Source organism: Streptomyces sp. NPDC053474 (assembly GCF_044544845.1).
Lineage (GTDB): Bacteria > Actinomycetota > Actinomycetes > Streptomycetales > Streptomycetaceae > Streptomyces.
On sequence record NZ_JBITXV010000014.1, the window covers coordinates 158023 to 173639 of the forward strand.

Below are 15617 nucleotides of genomic sequence, written 5' to 3' on the forward strand. Positions count from 1 at the left end.
CGGTGGAACCGGAGGACGTGTGCGCGGGGCGGGCTCTCGCTTCCGCTACGCCGCCCGCGGGCGGGACGTGGGGACGCGGGGCACGGCGGCTTCGCTTCGGGGCGCGAGGCTCAGTGGTACAGGGGCCCTCAGAAGGCGCACATTCGACACATACAACGAGCACCGGGCGTCGTCATCGCCTCGGTCGCAAGGGTGCGGCTGCTCGTCGTGGTCATGCGGACAGTAAAACATGCGGGCGGCCTCGCACCGCCACCGTTGTCCGAATAGCGGACGCCTGATGTCCGCCTGCCGGACGCGCGGCGTCGCCTCACCGGCCCCTTCGGACACCCGTGACGATCTCCACCCCACCAGCCGTGGCCTGCGCCGACACCTCCGAGAGGTCCCGCACGAGGACGTCGGCGGCCAGCTCGGCCGCGGGGTGCGTTGTGGTCAACGCCACGGTGGTCATGCCCGCGGCCCGCCCCGCCGTGAGACCCGCGGGGGCGTCCTCGAAGACCACGCAGCGCGCCGGGTCGACGCCGAGGGTCCGCGCGGCGAGCAGGAAGGGCTCCGGGTCGGGCTTGCCGCGGGTGATGTCGTCGGCCGCGATCAGGGTCTTGGGGCGGATGCCCACCTCGTCGAGGCGGGCCTCGGCCAGGCGGCGGGTGGCGGAGGTGACCACGGCCCAGCGCTCGGGCGGCAGCGAGGCGAGCAGGTCGAGGGTGCCGGGCAGCGCGAGGACACCGCCCGCGACGTCGGAGACCTCCAGCTCCTCGATGCGCGCGACCGCGGCCGCGACCCGCTCGGCGGGCAGCAGGTCGGCCACGATCTCGGCGGCGGGGCGCCCGTGCAGCTCGACCCGCGCGAAGTCCTCGGCGGTGATGCCGTGCTCCTCCGCCCAGCGCGTCCAGCAGCGCGTGACCGACTCCAGCGAGGAGATGAGGGTGCCGTCGTTGTCGATAAGGAGCGCTTCGGCCCGCAGGGTCTGGGGTTCGGCCTGGGTGTTCATGGAGATCGACGATACGTGGGCCGCCCCCGGCGGGACCCGGGCCCCCGGGGCCGCGCGCATCGGGCCTTTTGGCCCGTAATAGGGTCTCGGCATGCTTGTTGCCCTGACCGTCGCGACCTCCGTGGCCGCGCTCGCGCTCGCGGCCTGGTGCGGCTTCGCCGCCTACCGGGACCAGCCGACGAAGGACTGGCACTTCATCGGCATGGGCGTGGTCACCCTCCTCGCCCTGCTCCAGCTGATCGTCGGCATCGTGCAGCTGGCCCGGGGCGAGGACCCGGAGCAGGGCACGACGATCTTCGTGTCGTATCTGATCGGCTCGTTCGCCTGTATCCCGGCGGCGGGCTTCATGTCGCTCGCGGAGCGCACCCGCTGGGGCTCGGCGACCGTCGCCGCGGGCGGCGTGGTCCTCGCCGTGCTCGAAGTGCGCCTGTACGACATCTGGGGAGGCTGAGGTGGCCGTGACCGAATCCGGATCCGGAGAGGCTCCCGAGCGGAGCGGGCGGCGGCGGCAGAAGCTGATCACCGGCCCCGGCATCCTGCTGGTGTGGCTGTACGGCGTGATGGTGGTCGGCGCCGTGTCCCGCTCGGCGGTGCAGATCTCCACGGACTTCGACAAGGCGCCGCTGGCCTACACCCTGTCGGCGCTCGCCGGTGTGGTGTACGGCTTCATCACGTACTCGCTGGTGCGCGGCGGCGAGACGGCCCGCAGGGCGGCGCTGGTGTGCTGCGCCGCCGAGCTGGTCGGCGTGCTCGGGGTCGGGGCCTGGACCCTGGCCGAGCCGTCCGCGTTCCCGGACGCGACGGTGTGGTCGGACTTCGGCATGGGGTACCTCTTCATCCCCGTGCTGCTTCCGGTGACCGCCCTGTACTGGCTGCGCAAGGCCGGGCGCCATTAAGCGCCCCGAAGGGGCGCGGGGAACGGCGCGACCAGCCCCCACGCGCCCGCGGACGAAACAACCGCGCGAAGCGCCTAGGCGCTGGTGGCGTAAGCCTCCGCCGCCACCTCCTTGGCAAGGGTCACCACCGTGAGCCGCTCGTCCACGCGCCGCGTGCTCACCGGCGCGTACCCGTGCTTGCGGTACAGCTGGAGGTTGCTCTCGCTGCGGTGCCCGGTGAAGAGCTCGAAGCGGCGGGCGGCGCCGCCCTCGCCCAGGCGTCGCTCTATCGCGTCGAGCAGCCGTCCGCCTAGGCCGTGCCGCTGCATCCGGGGGTGGACGACGAGCTTGCCGACGCGCGCCGTGCCCGCCGCGTCGACGCTGGCCCGCACGGAGGCCACGACCTCGGCGCCGAGCCGCGCGACCAGGACGGTGCCCTCGGCCAGCTCCGCCTTGAGGGAGTCGAGGGTCTGGGTCAGGGGCTCGATCGAGTAGTCGCCGTACAGCTCGGCCTCGCTCTGGTAGCAGAGGTACTGCAGTTTGAGGATCTGCTCGGCGGCGTCCTGGTCGTCGGCCGCCGCCTCCGAGATGGTCACGCTCATGCCCATGTGTGCATGCCTCCCGCTCACCTGCTCCACCGGTTGTCCTTCACTCCTTTCCCCACGGGCCAGGAGTCGCAACCTCTTGCGCGAGCATTCTGCGCAGGCATCCCAGGCACCGGGAACGTTCCGGCCCCAAAGATCCTTGTGACATTCCCAACTCTCCTGCGATTTCACGGTAAGTGAGGTCCTTGGGCGACAGAAGTGCAGCCAGGAGCCGAGGACACCGTCCGGGGAGCTTGCGGACGGCCGCGTGCAGGATCCGGTGCCGGTCCGCCCGCAGCACGCGCTGCTCGGGCCCGCCCTGGAGGTCATCGGCCGGTTCGGTGACGTACGGCCGCTCGCGGCGGGCGGCGTGGCGGCTGCGGTGGGCCTCGTCGCGGACGGCGGTGCGCAGCCATCCCGCGGGGTCGGTGAGGGACCCCTTGGCGTCCAGGTGTTCGATCAGGCGCAGCCACACGGCCTGCTCGAGGTCGCCGGGTTCGGCGCCGGAGCCGTGCGCCTCCGCCGAGGCCTCCGCGGCGAGCAGCGGGCGCAGGGCGGTGACGAGGTCGGGCGAGAGCGAGGGCGTCATATCCGCCACGACGCGGCCGTTTCGGCGCCGGGTTTCCGAAACGGCCGCGGCTCACTCCAACCGGGAGTTCCCCGTCATCCGTTGACAGGGCCGCCGTCACGGAAGTCGGCGGCGGCCAGCAGCGCCGTGTCCGCGTTGTCGGAGAAGATTCCGTCGATGCCGGTGGCGAAGTACTTCTTGAACGCGCCGAAGGCGTCGCCGTACGCGTTGGGGTCCGTGCCCTTCTTGAAGTCGGCGGGCAGGAAGGTGTTCTCGTTGCGCATCGTGTACGGGTGCAGGATCAGGTCCTCGGCGTGCGCGTCGCGCACCAGCGTGGTCGGCTCCTGGAGCCTGCCGTCCGGGCCCTTGGGGATGATGAGGTCCAGGGTCGGGCCGATGCCCTTGGCGTACGAGGCCATCCAGCGCAGGCCCTCGGGCTTGATGAGGTCGGCGACGGTGCGCGGGTCGCCCGCCTCGACGAAGTCCCAGGGGCGGGAGTTCGCGGACGAGAGCAGGACCACGCCGGGCGCGTCGACGAGCTTGCGAAGGCGCTGGATGCTGCTGGGCTCGAAGGACTGCAGGAAGTTCGGTGAGTGCCTACGGTGGCGGTTGTAGCGGCGCAGGAGCTTGGCGAGGGGCTCTTCGAGGCCGAGGCCCAGCTTGCGGAAGTAGGTGGGGTGCTTGGTCTCGATGTGCAGCCAGACCCGGCGGCCGCGCTCGCGGCCCGCGCGCTCGGCCCAGCGCAGGACCTCCTCCAGGGTGGGGACGTCCCAGCGGCCGTCGTAGAGCGTGTTGCGCTGGCGGGTGCCGGGGATGCGCTCCTTGGCGCGCAGCGTCTTCAGCTCGGCGAGCGTGAAGTCCTCGGTGAACCAGCCGGTGAGCTGGACGCCGTCCACGGACTTCGTCGTCTTGCGGTCCGCGAACTCCGGGTGCGCGGCGACGTCCGTGGTCGCGGTGATGTCGTTCTCGTGACGGCATACGAGGTGGCCGTCCTTGGTGGGCACGACGTCCTGCTCGATGACGTCCGCGCCCATGTCCAGAGCGAGTTGGTAGGAGCCGAGCGTGTGCTCGGGCCGGTAGCCGCTCGTGCCGCGGTGCGCGATGACCGTGGGCACCGGCAGCTCGTCGCCGTGCCCGTGCCCGTGGCCCTTTCCGTGGCGGCCCTCGGCTCTCGCCACGCCGGGCGCGCCCGCGACGGCCGCGCCCGCGCCGAGGACCGCGGCCCCCAGGACCGCCCGTCGCCCCGGGCTCGTCCCCGTCCGCCGCTCGGCCGTCGCGCCGTATTCCTCGTTCGCCATGAAGGCTCCCTCTTCGTGTACTGCCGTGTGCCGCCTTGCACCTGACAAAGCGGCACCGATCGTAGGTGGCGACAGGTGACGTACGGGAGACCCGGGGTCGAACGTACGGGTGACGCGCGATGGCCGAAGGCCGCGTGGGGCGTGAAGGCGCGCGTGCCCGGCGCGGGAGAACGCCGGGCTTCAAGGCGTCCGGGCCCCGGGGAGGGCTTCGGGACGCGGCCCGCGCGGAGCGTGAGAAGGGCCACTCGGACAAGCGGCGCAGTTCGTACGGCGATACGGTCGTGGTGGTAGGACCCTCGTGGGGCAAGGGGCGCGCAAACTCAGGTCAACTCTGCGTATCGGTCGCATGAACCCGATGTGCGTTCAACGGGGACCCGCGAGTATGGTCCTCACCTGCAGCGACTTGCCGTCGACCCGTTGACACCGGAGGAACCGTTGTCCCGTCTAGCGCTCCTGAAGGCAGTGCTCGGACCGATCTTGCGCCTGACGTTCCGCACGCGGGTAGAGGGTGCCGAGAACATCCCCGGGACCGGTCCCGTCATCCTGGCCGGAAACCACCTCACGTTCATCGACTCGATGATCCTGCCCGTGGTCTGTGACCGGCCGGTCTACTTCATCGGCAAGGACGAGTACGTCACCGGCAAGGGCCTCAAGGGCCGCGCGATGGCCTGGTTCTTCACCGGCGTCGGCATGATCCCGGTGGACCGCGACGGCGGCCGGGGCGGCGTGGCCGCGCTGATGACCGGCAAGCGGGTCCTGGACGACGGCCAGATGTTCGGCATCTACCCGGAGGGCACCCGCTCCCCCGACGGCCGCCTCTACCGCGGCCGCACGGGCATCGCCCGGCTCACGCTGATGACGGGCGCGCCGGTGGTGCCGTTCGCCATGATCGGCACGGACAAGCTGCAGCCGGGCGGCAAGGGTCTGCCGCGTCCGGGCCGGGTGACGGTCCGCTTCGGCGAGGCGATGGAGTTCTCGCGCTACGACGGCATGGACCGCGACCGCTATGTGCTGCGCGCGGTGACCGACTCCGTGATGACGGAGGTCATGCGCCTGTCCGGGCAGGAGTACGTGGACATGTACGCCACGAAGGCGAAGGCGGCGTAGCCCTGCGGGGCTTGAGCGGCTAGGTCTGGGGCGCCCGCCCCGGCGCTGGGGGGTTCCCGGCGCCGGGGCGGGCCCTTGTTCTTTCACCGCGGGGCACCGGGGGCTGTGCCCACCCGTTCCGCCCTGCGGAACGCCTGCCCACAGCGGTTTCAGTGTTCGATGCCCTCTTCCAGCTTCTGCCCCTTGAGCAGGAACCAGGCCGCGACCGCCGTGGCGAGCAGCACCGCCGCGCCCACACCGGCGGCGACCCGCAGGCCGTCGACGAAGGCCTCCTGCGCCGCCGACACCAGAGGGCCCGCCGTGTGCTCCGGCAGCCCCGCGCTCGCCTCGACGGCGCCGCCGAGGGACTCGTGGGCGGCGGCCGCGGCGTCGGGCGGCGTGCCCGCAGGGGCCGTGAAGTCGCGGTAGACGCCGGTGACGATGGAGCCGAGCAGGGCGATGCCGAGGGCCGCGCCCAGTTCGTATGCCGTCTCCGAGACCGCGGAGGCCGCGCCCGCCTGCTCCTTGGGCACGCTGGACAGGATCACGTCGGCGGTCACCGTGAAGGCGAAGCCCGCGCCGACCCCGACCACCAGGAGCGCGGTGCCGAGGAGCGGATAGCCCGTGTGCTGGCTCAGGGTGGTGAGCGCGGCGAGGGCGAGGCCCACCGCCGCGAGCCCGCCCGCGACCACGGAGCGCACCGAGAAGCGGCGTGCCACCAGGCCCGCGATCAGACCCGCCGTCACCGCGCCGAGCGCGGCGGGCAGCTCGGCCAGGCCCGCCTCGAACGGCCGCCTGCCCTGCACCAGTTGCAGGAACTGCGACAGGAAGAAGACCAGGCCGGACAGGCCGAGGATGGTCAGCAGGTCCGCCAGGACCGCGGCGGAGAAGCCGCGGTTGCGAAAGAGCCGCATGTCGAGCAGCGGCGCCTGAAGGGTGAGCTGCCGCCGGACGAACCAGGTGAGGGCCGCGACACCGATGACGCCCGCGGCGAGCACCTCCCAGCCCGCGCCGCCCGCCGCCGCCTCCTTGATCGCGTACACGACGGCGATCATGCCGATGAGCGACAGGGCCACGCTGATCAGGTCCCAGGGGCCGGGCGCGGGGTTCTTCGACTCGGGGAGCAGCTTGACGCCGACGAGGACGAGGACGGCCATCACGGGCAGGTTGATCAGGAAGACCGAGCCCCACCAGAAGTGTTCGAGCAGGAAGCCGCCGACGACCGGGCCGATCGCCGCGCCCGCCGAGGCCATCGCGCCCCACACGCCGACGGCGATGCTGCGCTCGCGCGGGTCGTGGAAGATGTTCCGGATCAGCGCGAGGGTCGAGGGCATCAGGGTGGCGCCCGCGATACCGAGCAGCGCCCGGGCCAGGATCATCAGCTCCGGCGTGGTGGCGTAGGAGTTGAGCACGGACACCGCGCCGAAGGCGACGGCTCCGATGAGCAGCAGCTTCTTGCGGCCGATGCGGTCGCCGAGGCTGCCCATGGACACCAGCAGACCGGCGATCACGAAGGAGTAGACGTCGCCGATCCACAGGAGCTGGGTCCCTGAGGGCTTGAGGTCCTCGCTGATGTACGGCGTCGCGAGGCCGAGGACGGTGGCGTCCACGGCGACGAGCAGGACGGCGAGGACGAGCACGGCCAGGGCCAGCCAGCGGCCGGGCGGGCGGGCCACCTCGGCCGGTGAGGTGCGCTGTGCGGTCCGGGTCATGGTTCCACTCTCCGTTGCGCTCCGCCGATGAGCAGCTCGGCGATCATGTAGCTGAAGTCCTTGGCCGCGACGCGGCCGTCGAGGACGGCCCAGGCGCCGGAGCTGACGAGGCCGTACAGGGCCTCGGTGAGCCAGGCCGGGGTCAGGTCGATGCGGAACTCGCCGCTCTCCTGACCGCGCCGGAACAGCTCGGCCACTCGGGTGTCGATCCGGGACCAGCCCTCGTGCTGTGTCTCGCCCTCGAACAGCGCGTTCTCCGTGACGAGGAACGCGAGCAGTCCGGCGGCGGGCTGGAACTCCTTGACCAGGCGCCGCAGGGCGTCCGCGGCGCCGCCCTCGTCGAGGCGGGCGGCGTCCAGGGCCAGCTCGCACTCCCTCAGGCCGAGGTCTTCGAGCGCGCGGACGAGCGCGTCGCGCCCGGCGAAGTGACGATGGAGGGTGGCCCGGCTGACACCGGCGGCCTTCGCGACCTCGTCCATGGTCGCGGAGCCCTTGCGGGTGAGCAGGGCGGCGGCACTGCGCAGCACCTGGTCTCGATCGACAGACATGAGACAACCATACTCCACATGAGACATTTCTGTCTCACCAGAGGCGTACGGCTCTCAGGGTCGGGGCGGAGCGGTGGTCTCTCAGTGCCAGGGCAGCGCGGCCCGCGTGCTCCAGTACGCGGCGGGCTCCTCGGCGAGGGCCTCGACGCGCTCCAGGTCCTCGGCGTCCAGGTCGACGGCCGTGGCGTGCAGGTTCGACACGAGCTGTACGGAGGTGGCGGCGCCGGAGAGCACGACACCGGCCCACGGGCGGCGCAGCACCAGGGCGAGGGCGACCGCGTCGCAGCCGAGGCCGGTCCGCTCGGCGATGGCGCGCAGGGCGGCCGGGGCGTGCTCGCCCGCGAGGCGGCCGTTGGCCATGCCCTCCTTGACCAGGACGGTCAGACCCGCGTCGTGGGCCTCGGCGAGCGCGGGGCCCGCCGAGGTCTCCAGGGCGTTGTAGGTCGCCTGCACGGTGTGGAAGAGCCGCTCGCCGCCGACGGTCACGTCCAGGGCGGCGCGGATCGCGGCGGCCTGCTGGGGGCCGCTCACGGACAGGCCGACGGTGACGCCCTCGGCGGCGAGGTCCGCGAGCCGGGCGTGCAGCTCCTTGTCGATGAGCGCCGGGCTGTCCGGCGTGACCGAGTGGATCTGGTAGAGGTCGAGCCGCCCGCCGAGCAGCGCGGCGCTCTCGGCGCGCTGGCGGTCGTACGCGGTGACGCTGTGGTCCTTGACCTCGTGCGCGGCGGCGTCGGTGCGCCAGTCGGCGGTGTAGGTGTAGCCCCACTTGCTGCCGACGACGACGTCGTCGATGTCGGGCCTGCTCGCCAGCCAGTCGGCGAGGAACTCCTCGGAGCGGCCGTAGGAGCGGGCCGCGTCGACGTACCGCACGCCGAGCGCGTAGGCGGCGTCGAGGAGTTCGAGCGCGCGCTCGCGCAGGGCCTCGACGCTGCGGGTCGGCGGCAGGTCGGCCGCGCGGCCCAGGGTGATGTAGCCGGGCCGGCCGACGGCGGCCAGGCCGAGGCCGATGTGGGCGGTCGGGGTGGTGGCTGCGGCCAGGCGGGCGAAGGACATGTGGGGCTCCACACTTCGGGGGTGGGACGCGGCGAGGGGAGTGCGCGGGTCGCGCACTCCCCTCCGTTCAACGTAACCCTCCCTGGGCGGGCGGGCCCTCGCGGGGCGCCCCGGTACCCGCTACGCGGTGCGGGCCGTCGCCCACCGGCGCTGGGCGGTCACGTCCTGCTTGATCTCAGCGAGCTGGGCGGCCACCGCCGAGGGCGCGGTGCCGCCGCGGCCGTCGCGGGAGGCGAGGGCGCCCGGCACGTTCAGCACGGTGCGGACCTCGGGGGTCAGATGCGGGGAGATCTTCGCGAACTGCTCGTCGGTGAGCTGGTCGAGCTCGATGCCGTGGGCCTCGCACTCCTTGACGCACTCCCCCGCGACCTCGTGCGCGACGCGGAACGGCACGCCCTGCTTGACCAGCCACTCGGCGATGTCCGTGGCGAGCGAGAACCCGGCGGGGGCCAGCTCCTCCAGGCGCTCGCGGTGGACCGTGAGCGTCGCCATCATGCCGGTGAAGGCGGGCAGCAGGACCTCCAGCTGGTCGCAGGAGTCGAAGACGGGCTCCTTGTCCTCCTGGAGGTCGCGGTTGTACGCGAGCGGGAGCGCCTTGAGGGTGGCCATGAGGCCGGTGAGGTTGCCGATGAGGCGTCCTGACTTGCCCCGGGCGAGCTCGGCGATGTCCGGGTTCTTCTTCTGCGGCATGATCGACGAGCCGGTGGAGAAGGCGTCGTGGAGCGTGACGAAGGAGAACTCCTTCGTGTTCCAGATGATGACCTCCTCGGCGATCCGGGAGAGGTTCACGCCGATCATCGCGGTGATGAAGGCGAACTCGGCGACGAAGTCGCGCGAGGCCGTGCCGTCGATGGAGTTGGCGGCCGAGCCGCGCTCGAAGCCGAGGTCCGCGGCCACCGCCTCCGGGTCGAGCCCGAGCGACTGCCCGGCCAGGGCCCCGGATCCGTACGCCGACACCGCGGCCCGGCCGTCCCACTGCCGCAGCCGCTCGGCGTCCCGCGCCAGGGCCTGGGCGTGCGCGAGGACGTGGTGGGCGAAGAGCACCGGCTGGGCGTGCTGGAGGTGGGTGCGGCCCGGCATGGCGACGTCCGGGTGGGCCTCGGCGAGGCCGATCAGCGCCTCCTGGAGGTCGGTGATCAGCCCGCCGATGATCCGGGCGTGGTCCCGCAGGTACATGCGGAAGAGCGTGACCACCTGGTCGTTGCGGGACCGGCCCGCGCGCAGCTTGCCGCCGAGGTCCGGGCCGAGCCGCTCCAGGAGGCCCCGCTCCAGGGCGGTGTGCACGTCCTCGTCGGCGACGGTGCCCACGAACGCGCCGGACGCCACGTCCGCTTCGAGCCGGTCGAGCCCGGCGATCATGCGGGTCAGCTCGTCCTCGGTGAGCAGCCCCGCCTTGTGCAGCACGCGCGCGTGCGCTCGGGAGCCCGCGATGTCGTAGGGGGCCAGACGCCAGTCGAAGTGGACCGACGCGGAGAGTTGCGCCAGCGCTTCTGCGGGGCCGTCGGCGAACCGGCCGCCCCAGAGGCGGACATCGCCGGTGTTGCTGCTCACGGTTGCTCCTTGGTGTGCGGTGAGCGGGGCGAGGGTCTTCTCCCCCACCCCGCCCCTTCCCTTCCCGAACCGGGGCTCCGCCCCGGACCCCGCTCCTCAAACGCCGGAGGGGCTGAATCTGCTAGGCGAGATCCCGCTTGGCGGCGATCTTCGACGACAGGGCGAAGATGTCGATGAAGCCCTGGGCCTTCGACTGGTCGAAGGTGTCGCCCGTGTCGTACGTCGCGAGGTTGAAGTCGTACAGCGACTGCTCGGACCTGCGGCCGGTGACGACGGCGCGGCCGCCGTGCAGGGTCATCCGGATGTCGCCGCTGACGTGCTGGTTGGCCTCGTTGATGAAGCCGTCCAGGGCCCGCTTGAGCGGGGAGAACCACAGGCCGTCGTAGACCAGCTCGCCCCAGCGCTGCTCGACCTGCCGCTTGTAGCGGGCGAGCTCCCGCTCGACCGTCACGTTCTCCAGCTCCTGGTGGGCGGTGATCAGCGCGATCGCGCCCGGGGCCTCGTACACCTCACGGGACTTGATGCCGACGAGCCGGTCCTCGACCATGTCGATCCGGCCGATGCCCTGGGCGCCCGCCCGCTCGTTGAGCTGCTGGATGGCCTGGAGGACCGTGACGGGCTTGCCGTCGATGGCGACCGGGACGCCCTCCTTGAAGGTGAGGACGACCTCGTCGGCCTCGCGGGGGGTCGCGGGGTTGGAGGTGTACTCGTAGACGTCCTCGATCGGCGCGTTCCAGATGTCCTCCAGGAAGCCCGTCTCGACGGCCCGTCCGAAGACGTTCTGGTCGATGGAGTACGGCGACTTCTTGCTGGTCGCGATCGGCAGGCCCTTGTCCTCGCAGAAGGCGATGGCCTTGTCCCGCGTCATCGCGTAGTCCCGCACGGGGGCGATGCACTTCAGGTCCGGGCCGAGCGCCTGGATGCCCGCCTCGAACCGCACCTGGTCGTTGCCCTTGCCGGTGCAGCCGTGGGCCACGATGCCCGCGCCGTGCTTGTTCGCGGCGGCCACCAGGTGCTTGACGATGGTCGGCCGGGAGAGGGCGGAGACCAGCGGATACCGGTCCATGTAGAGGGCGTTGGCCTTGATCGCCGGGAGGCAGTACTCGTCGGCGAACTCGTCCTTGGCGTCCGCGACCTCGGCCTCGACGGCACCGCAGGCGAGCGCGCGCTTGCGGATGACGTCCAGGTCCTCGCCGCCCTGGCCGACGTCCACGGCGACGGCGATGACCTCGGCGCCCGTCTCCTCGGCGATCCAGCCGATGGCGACGGAGGTGTCCAGGCCGCCCGAGTAGGCGAGTACGACGCGCTCGGTCACGGGTTTCTCCTCACAGTGCATTCGCTCGCTCAGTGCATTCACTGATATGCATGAGTATGCACTGCGCCGTATGTTTCGTCAATCCAGGACGCGAACGGCCGCCGCCCACCCCTCACAACTCCGCCCGGCGGCTCAGGACACCCCGTCCGGGCCGAACGAGACACGTGTAGCGACCACATATCGAGACGGGGTTGCGCGCCGACGGCCGCCGGACGTTGCATCACCGGGTGCCGACCGAACAGACAACTCCCAGCTCCGCGGGGCCCGCCGGGGCCCCGAGCGGTACCGACCGGGCCGCGCGCCGGGCCGTGACCGTCTTTCCCGTCCTGGTGCTCGCCGCGGGCGCCGTCGGGCTCGCGGCGCCGGACGCCTTCGCGGGCTGGAAGCCGGGGGTGCCGTATCTGCTCGGCGTGGTGATGTTCTGCATGGGCCTGACGATGACCCCGGCGGACTTCCAGGGAGTCGCGCGCCGCCCCTGGGCCGTGGCGCTCGGCCTCGTCGCCCTTCCCCAAGCTCTTAATGAGCAGGGGATACCCCATCCGTGATCATGCCGGGCCTCGGCTGGCTGGTCGCCCACGCCCTGGACCTGTCACCGCAGTTGGCGGCCGGGGTGATCCTGGTCGGGTGCGCGCCCAGCGGCACGGCGTCGAACGTCGTGACCTATCTGGCGCGCGGCGACGTCGCCCTTTCGGTGTCGGTCGCCACCGTCTCCACGATGGTCGCCCCGCTCGTCACACCGCCGCTGACCCTGCTGCTCGCGGGCGAGTACCTGCCGGTGGACACCGGCTCGATGGTGACGGACATCCTCAAGACGGTGCTGCTGCCCGTCGTCGCGGGCCTGCTGGTGCGGCTGTTCCTCGGCCGGTACGTGGACCGGGCGCTCGGCGCGCTGCCGTGGCTGTCCGCCGCCACCATCGCCGTCATCGTGGCGGTGGTCGTCGCGGGCAGCGCGGCGGCCATCAAGTCGGCCGCCGCGCTGGTGCTGCTCGCGGTGGTGCTGCACAACGGGCTCGGCCTCGCCCTCGGCTACGGCGCGGGCCGCCTGGCCCGGCTCGGGGCGCCCGCGGCACGCGCGATGGCCTTCGAGGTGGGCATGCAGAACTCGGGCCTGGCCGCGTCCCTGGCCACCGCCCACTTCAGCCCGCTGGCGGCCCTGCCCGCGGCGGTCTTCTCGGTCTGGCACAACGTGTCGGGCTCACTGGTGGCGGCGTGGATGGCCCACAGGGACCGGAGGAGTCCGACTCAAGCCCGTCCGGCGTTTGAGGACGAGGCCGCAGGCCGATAGGGCCGCGCCAAGGCCAGGGGCCAGCCTCAGTGTTCGTTCGAGGCGAGCCGCAGCAGATGATCAGCCAGGGCCTGGCCCCCCGTCGCATCCCTGCTGATAAGCATCACCGTGTCGTCGCCCGCGATCGTGCCCAGGATGTCGTGCAGCTCGGCCTGGTCGATCGCGGAGGCCAGGAACTGGGCCGCTCCCGGCGGCGTACGCAGCACCACGAGGTTGGCGGAGGCCTCGGCGGAGATCAGGAGCTCGCCGGACAGGCGCCGCATCCGCTCCTCCTTCGCCGACTCGCCGAGCGGGGCGCGCGGGGTGCGGAAGCCGCCCTCGCTCGGCACCGCGTAGATGAGGTCGCCCTCGGCGTTGCGGATCTTGACGGCGTTCAGCTCGTCGAGGTCGCGCGAGAGGGTCGCCTGGGTGACGCTCAGGCCGTCGTCGGCCAGGAGCTTCGCCAGCTGGCTCTGCGAGCGCACCGGCTGCCGGTTGAGGATGTCGACGATCCTGCGGTGGCGTGCGGTGCGGGTCTGCGGCACCGCGGGCCCGGCGGACTCCCCTCGCTCGTTGCGCTGCGCATGGCTCATCGTCGTCTCATTCTCCGGATCGTCCGTCCCCGTTCGCCGCGGCCGCGGCCTGGTCGAGGACGCCGGGCAGGGCCCGGAGGAAGGCGTCCACCTCGGTGTCGCCCACGTTCAGGGCGGGCATGAGCCGTACGACATCGGGGGCGGGCGCGTTGACCAGGAAGCCGGCGTCCTGAGCCGCCCGCTGCACCTGCGCGGCCAGCGGCTCGGTGAGCACCATACCCAGCAGGAGGCCCGCGCCCCTGACATGGTCGACCATGCCGTGCCCCGCTGACTCGATTCCGTCCCGGAGCCGTTCGCCCGCGCGCTTGGTGCGGTCGAGCAGCCCCTCGGCGGCGATCGTGTCGAGCACGGCCAGTCCGGCGGCGCAGGCGACGGGGTTGCCGCCGAAGGTCGTGCCGTGCTGGCCCGGCCGCAGCAGGGCCGCGGCCTCGCCGAAGGCGAGGGTGGCGCCGAGCGGCAGACCTCCCCCGAGCCCCTTGGCCAGGGTGACGACATCGGGGAGCACGCCCTCGTCCGCGAAGTGCGCGAACCAGTGGCCCGTACGGCCGACACCGGTCTGCACCTCGTCGAGGACGAGGAGGGTGCCGGTGGCACGGGTGATCTCGCGGGCGGCCCGCAGATATCCGGCGGGCGGCACGACGACGCCGTTCTCGCCCTGGACCGGCTCGATGATCACGAAGGCCGTGTCCTCGGTGACCGCGGCGCGCAGGGCGTCGACGTCTCCGTACGGTACGTGCGTCACGTCCCCCGGCAGCGGCAGGAACGGCTGCTGCTTGCCGGGCTGGCCAGTGAGGGCGAGCGCGCCCATCGTGCGGCCGTGGAAGCCGCCGTCGGTGGCGACCATGTGCGGGCGGCCCGTCAGCCGCCCGATCTTGAAGGCGCCCTCGTTGGCCTCCGCGCCGGAGTTGCAGAAGTACACGCGGCCGTCGCGGCCGAAGAGCTGGAGCAGCCGCTCGGCGAGCGCGACGGGCGGCTCGGCGACGAAGAGGTTCGAGACGTGGCCGAGCGCGGCGATCTGCCGGGAGACGGCGTCCACCACGGCCGGGTGCCCGTGGCCGAGCGCGTTCACCGCGATGCCGCCGACGAAGTCGACGTACTCCTTGCCGTCCGCGTCCCAGAGCCTGCTGCCCGCGCCGCGCACCAGGGGCAGGCGCGGCGTGCCGTAGTTGTCCATGAGCGCGCCCTGCCAGCGCTCGGTCAGGGACTGGTTGGTGTCGGTGGACGGGGTGGCGGCGGTCATGCCGTGGCTCCCTCGGTCAGCTCGTCGGGCACGACCATCGTGCCGATTCCTTCATCCGTGAAAATCTCAAGCAGGATCGAGTGCTGGACCCGGCCGTCGATGACGCGGGCCGTCTGCACGCCGTTGCGCACCGCGTGCAGACAGCCCTTCATCTTGGGCACCATGCCGCTGGACAGCTCGGGAAGGAGCTTCTCCAGCTCGGCGGCGGTGAGGCGGCTGATCACCTCGTCGCTGCGCGGCCAGTCCTCGTAGAGGCCCTCCACGTCGGTGAGGACCATCAGCGTCTCAGCACCAAGCGCCGCAGCGAGTGCCGCAGCCGCCGTATCAGCATTGACGTTGTAGACATGCCCGGAGTCACCTTCGTCCTGGGAGCGGGCGATCGAGGAGACCACCGGGATGCGGCCGTCGGCGAGCAGCGCCTCGATGGCGCCGGTGTCGATGCCGGTGACCTCGCCGACCCGCCCGATGTCGACGGGCTCGCCGTCGATCAGCGGGCGGTGCCGGGTGGCGGTGATGGTGTGCGCGTCCTCGCCGGTCAGCCCCACGGCCAGCGGGCCGTGCTCGTTGAGCAGCCCCACGAGCTCCCGCTGCACCTGCCCGGCGAGGACCATGCGGACGACGTCCATGGCCTCGGGCGTCGTGACGCGCAGGCCCGCCTTGAACTCGCTGACCAGGCCCTGCTTGTCGAGCTGGGCGCTGATCTGCGGGCCGCCGCCGTGCACCACGACGGGGCGCAGGCCCGCGTGGTGCAGGAAGACGACGTCCTGGGCGAAGGCCGCCTTGAGTTCGGCGTCCACCATGGCGTTGCCGCCGAACTTGATGACGACGGTCTTGCCGCGGTGCCGGGTCAGCCAGGGCAGCGCCTCGATGAGGGTCTGCGCCTTGGGCAGGGCGGTGTGCTTGCGGGTGCTCATGGGGTGTTCAGGGTCCTCGGGTTCAGGA

At 72.1% G+C, this 15617-nt stretch carries 15 protein-coding genes and 1 pseudogene; 4 read left to right on the plus strand and 12 right to left on the minus strand.

Annotated features, from left to right (window positions below; genetic code table 11):
• Nucleotides 1–307: 307 nt before the first annotated feature.
• The gene (locus ACIG3E_RS30310) at nt 308–988 is read right to left on the minus strand and encodes an HAD-IA family hydrolase (RefSeq protein ID WP_399622757.1); all 681 of its coding nucleotides are present in this window, start codon (nt 986–988) and stop codon (nt 308–310) included.
• Nucleotides 989–1079: 91 nt separating this feature from the next.
• Between ACIG3E_RS30310 and ACIG3E_RS30315 the strand changes: the two genes are divergently transcribed.
• Together ACIG3E_RS30315 and ACIG3E_RS30320 are read left to right on the plus strand one after the other, a co-directional pair.
• On the plus strand, nt 1080–1439 hold the full coding sequence (locus ACIG3E_RS30315) for a hypothetical protein (protein WP_399622759.1): 360 nt from the start codon (nt 1080–1082) through the stop codon (nt 1437–1439).
• Between the two features lie 7 nt (nt 1440–1446).
• Entirely contained in the window at nt 1447–1884 is a 438-nt protein-coding gene (locus ACIG3E_RS30320; protein ID WP_399622761.1) for a hypothetical protein, read from the plus strand.
• Between the two features lie 74 nt (nt 1885–1958).
• Here ACIG3E_RS30320 and ACIG3E_RS30325 read toward each other — a convergent pair whose 3' ends face one another.
• The 3 genes from ACIG3E_RS30325 to ACIG3E_RS30335 form a co-directional block, all read right to left on the minus strand.
• The gene (locus ACIG3E_RS30325; protein WP_399622762.1) at nt 1959–2471 is read right to left on the minus strand and encodes a GNAT family N-acetyltransferase; all 513 of its coding nucleotides are present in this window, start codon (nt 2469–2471) and stop codon (nt 1959–1961) included.
• 40 nt (nt 2472–2511) lie between these two features.
• Nucleotides 2512–3036 carry an RNA polymerase sigma factor gene (locus ACIG3E_RS30330; RefSeq protein WP_399622864.1) on the minus strand — a complete coding sequence of 175 codons (525 nt, stop codon included), beginning with the start codon at nt 3034–3036 and terminating at the stop codon, nt 2512–2514.
• Nucleotides 3037–3110: 74 nt separating this feature from the next.
• On the minus strand, nt 3111–4313 hold the full coding sequence (locus ACIG3E_RS30335) for a glycerophosphodiester phosphodiesterase (protein WP_399622763.1): 1203 nt from the start codon (nt 4311–4313) through the stop codon (nt 3111–3113).
• 417 nt (nt 4314–4730) lie between these two features.
• Between ACIG3E_RS30335 and ACIG3E_RS30340 the strand changes: the two genes are divergently transcribed.
• Nucleotides 4731–5420 (plus strand): lysophospholipid acyltransferase family protein, encoded by a 690-nt coding sequence (locus ACIG3E_RS30340; RefSeq protein WP_399622764.1) that lies wholly within the window; start codon nt 4731–4733, stop codon nt 5418–5420.
• Nucleotides 5421–5569: 149 nt separating this feature from the next.
• Here ACIG3E_RS30340 and ACIG3E_RS30345 read toward each other — a convergent pair whose 3' ends face one another.
• The 5 genes from ACIG3E_RS30345 to ACIG3E_RS30365 all read right to left on the minus strand — a co-directional run bounded on the left by ACIG3E_RS30345 (nt 5570) and on the right by ACIG3E_RS30365 (nt 11578).
• Nucleotides 5570–7111 carry an MFS transporter gene (locus ACIG3E_RS30345; RefSeq protein WP_399622765.1) on the minus strand — a complete coding sequence of 514 codons (1542 nt, stop codon included), beginning with the start codon at nt 7109–7111 and terminating at the stop codon, nt 5570–5572.
• The gene (locus tag ACIG3E_RS30350; RefSeq protein WP_399622766.1) at nt 7108–7659 is read right to left on the minus strand and encodes a TetR/AcrR family transcriptional regulator; all 552 of its coding nucleotides are present in this window, start codon (nt 7657–7659) and stop codon (nt 7108–7110) included. Before ACIG3E_RS30350 ends, ACIG3E_RS30345 begins: the two co-directional genes overlap by 4 nt.
• An 81-nt stretch (nt 7660–7740) precedes the next feature.
• On the minus strand, nt 7741–8712 hold the full coding sequence (locus ACIG3E_RS30355) for an aldo/keto reductase (RefSeq protein WP_399622767.1): 972 nt from the start codon (nt 8710–8712) through the stop codon (nt 7741–7743).
• Between the two features lie 120 nt (nt 8713–8832).
• The gene (gene argH / locus ACIG3E_RS30360; RefSeq protein ID WP_399622768.1) at nt 8833–10263 is read right to left on the minus strand and encodes an argininosuccinate lyase; all 1431 of its coding nucleotides are present in this window, start codon (nt 10261–10263) and stop codon (nt 8833–8835) included.
• 121 nt (nt 10264–10384) lie between these two features.
• Complete coding sequence (locus ACIG3E_RS30365) at nt 10385–11578, minus strand: argininosuccinate synthase (protein WP_399622769.1); 1194 nt, start codon at nt 11576–11578, stop codon at nt 10385–10387.
• A 227-nt stretch (nt 11579–11805) separates the two neighbouring features.
• Here ACIG3E_RS30365 and ACIG3E_RS30370 point away from each other — a divergent pair.
• Nucleotides 11806–12863: pseudogene (locus ACIG3E_RS30370) on the plus strand (bile acid:sodium symporter family protein).
• A 26-nt stretch (nt 12864–12889) separates the two neighbouring features.
• Here the strand turns inward: ACIG3E_RS30370 and ACIG3E_RS30375 are convergent.
• From ACIG3E_RS30375 to argB, 3 genes are read right to left on the minus strand one after another with little or no spacing between them, the layout of a single operon-like run.
• On the minus strand, nt 12890–13435 hold the full coding sequence (locus ACIG3E_RS30375; RefSeq protein ID WP_030680925.1) for an arginine repressor: 546 nt from the start codon (nt 13433–13435) through the stop codon (nt 12890–12892).
• Between the two features lie 7 nt (nt 13436–13442).
• The gene (locus ACIG3E_RS30380) at nt 13443–14675 is read right to left on the minus strand and encodes an acetylornithine transaminase (protein ID WP_399622770.1); all 1233 of its coding nucleotides are present in this window, start codon (nt 14673–14675) and stop codon (nt 13443–13445) included.
• Nucleotides 14672–15589, minus strand: coding sequence for an acetylglutamate kinase (gene argB / locus ACIG3E_RS30385; RefSeq protein ID WP_399622771.1), 918 nt, complete (start codon nt 15587–15589; stop codon nt 14672–14674). Before argB ends, ACIG3E_RS30380 begins: the two co-directional genes overlap by 4 nt.
• Nucleotides 15590–15617: the final 28 nt, after the last annotated feature.

What these genes read in the sequence shown, in the direction of transcription:
- ACIG3E_RS30330 (WP_399622864.1), bottom strand. Translation starts at nt 3,036, where the DNA reads ATGACGCCCTCGCTCTCGCCCGACCTCGTCACCGCCCTGCGCCCGCTG.
- ACIG3E_RS30375 (WP_030680925.1), bottom strand. Translation starts at nt 13,435, where the DNA reads ATGAGCCATGCGCAGCGCAACGAGCGAGGGGAGTCCGCCGGGCCCGCG.
- ACIG3E_RS30325 (WP_399622762.1), bottom strand. Translation starts at nt 2,471, where the DNA reads ATGGGCATGAGCGTGACCATCTCGGAGGCGGCGGCCGACGACCAGGAC.
- ACIG3E_RS30380 (WP_399622770.1), bottom strand. Translation starts at nt 14,675, where the DNA reads ATGACCGCCGCCACCCCGTCCACCGACACCAACCAGTCCCTGACCGAG.
- ACIG3E_RS30345 (WP_399622765.1), bottom strand. Translation starts at nt 7,111, where the DNA reads ATGACCCGGACCGCACAGCGCACCTCACCGGCCGAGGTGGCCCGCCCG.
- argB (WP_399622771.1), bottom strand. Translation starts at nt 15,589, where the DNA reads ATGAGCACCCGCAAGCACACCGCCCTGCCCAAGGCGCAGACCCTCATC.
- ACIG3E_RS30315 (WP_399622759.1), top strand. Translation starts at nt 1,080, where the DNA reads ATGCTTGTTGCCCTGACCGTCGCGACCTCCGTGGCCGCGCTCGCGCTC.
- ACIG3E_RS30335 (WP_399622763.1), bottom strand. Translation starts at nt 4,313, where the DNA reads ATGGCGAACGAGGAATACGGCGCGACGGCCGAGCGGCGGACGGGGACG.
- ACIG3E_RS30310 (WP_399622757.1), bottom strand. Translation starts at nt 988, where the DNA reads ATGAACACCCAGGCCGAACCCCAGACCCTGCGGGCCGAAGCGCTCCTT.
- ACIG3E_RS30350 (WP_399622766.1), bottom strand. Translation starts at nt 7,659, where the DNA reads ATGTCTGTCGATCGAGACCAGGTGCTGCGCAGTGCCGCCGCCCTGCTC.
- ACIG3E_RS30355 (WP_399622767.1), bottom strand. Translation starts at nt 8,712, where the DNA reads ATGTCCTTCGCCCGCCTGGCCGCAGCCACCACCCCGACCGCCCACATC.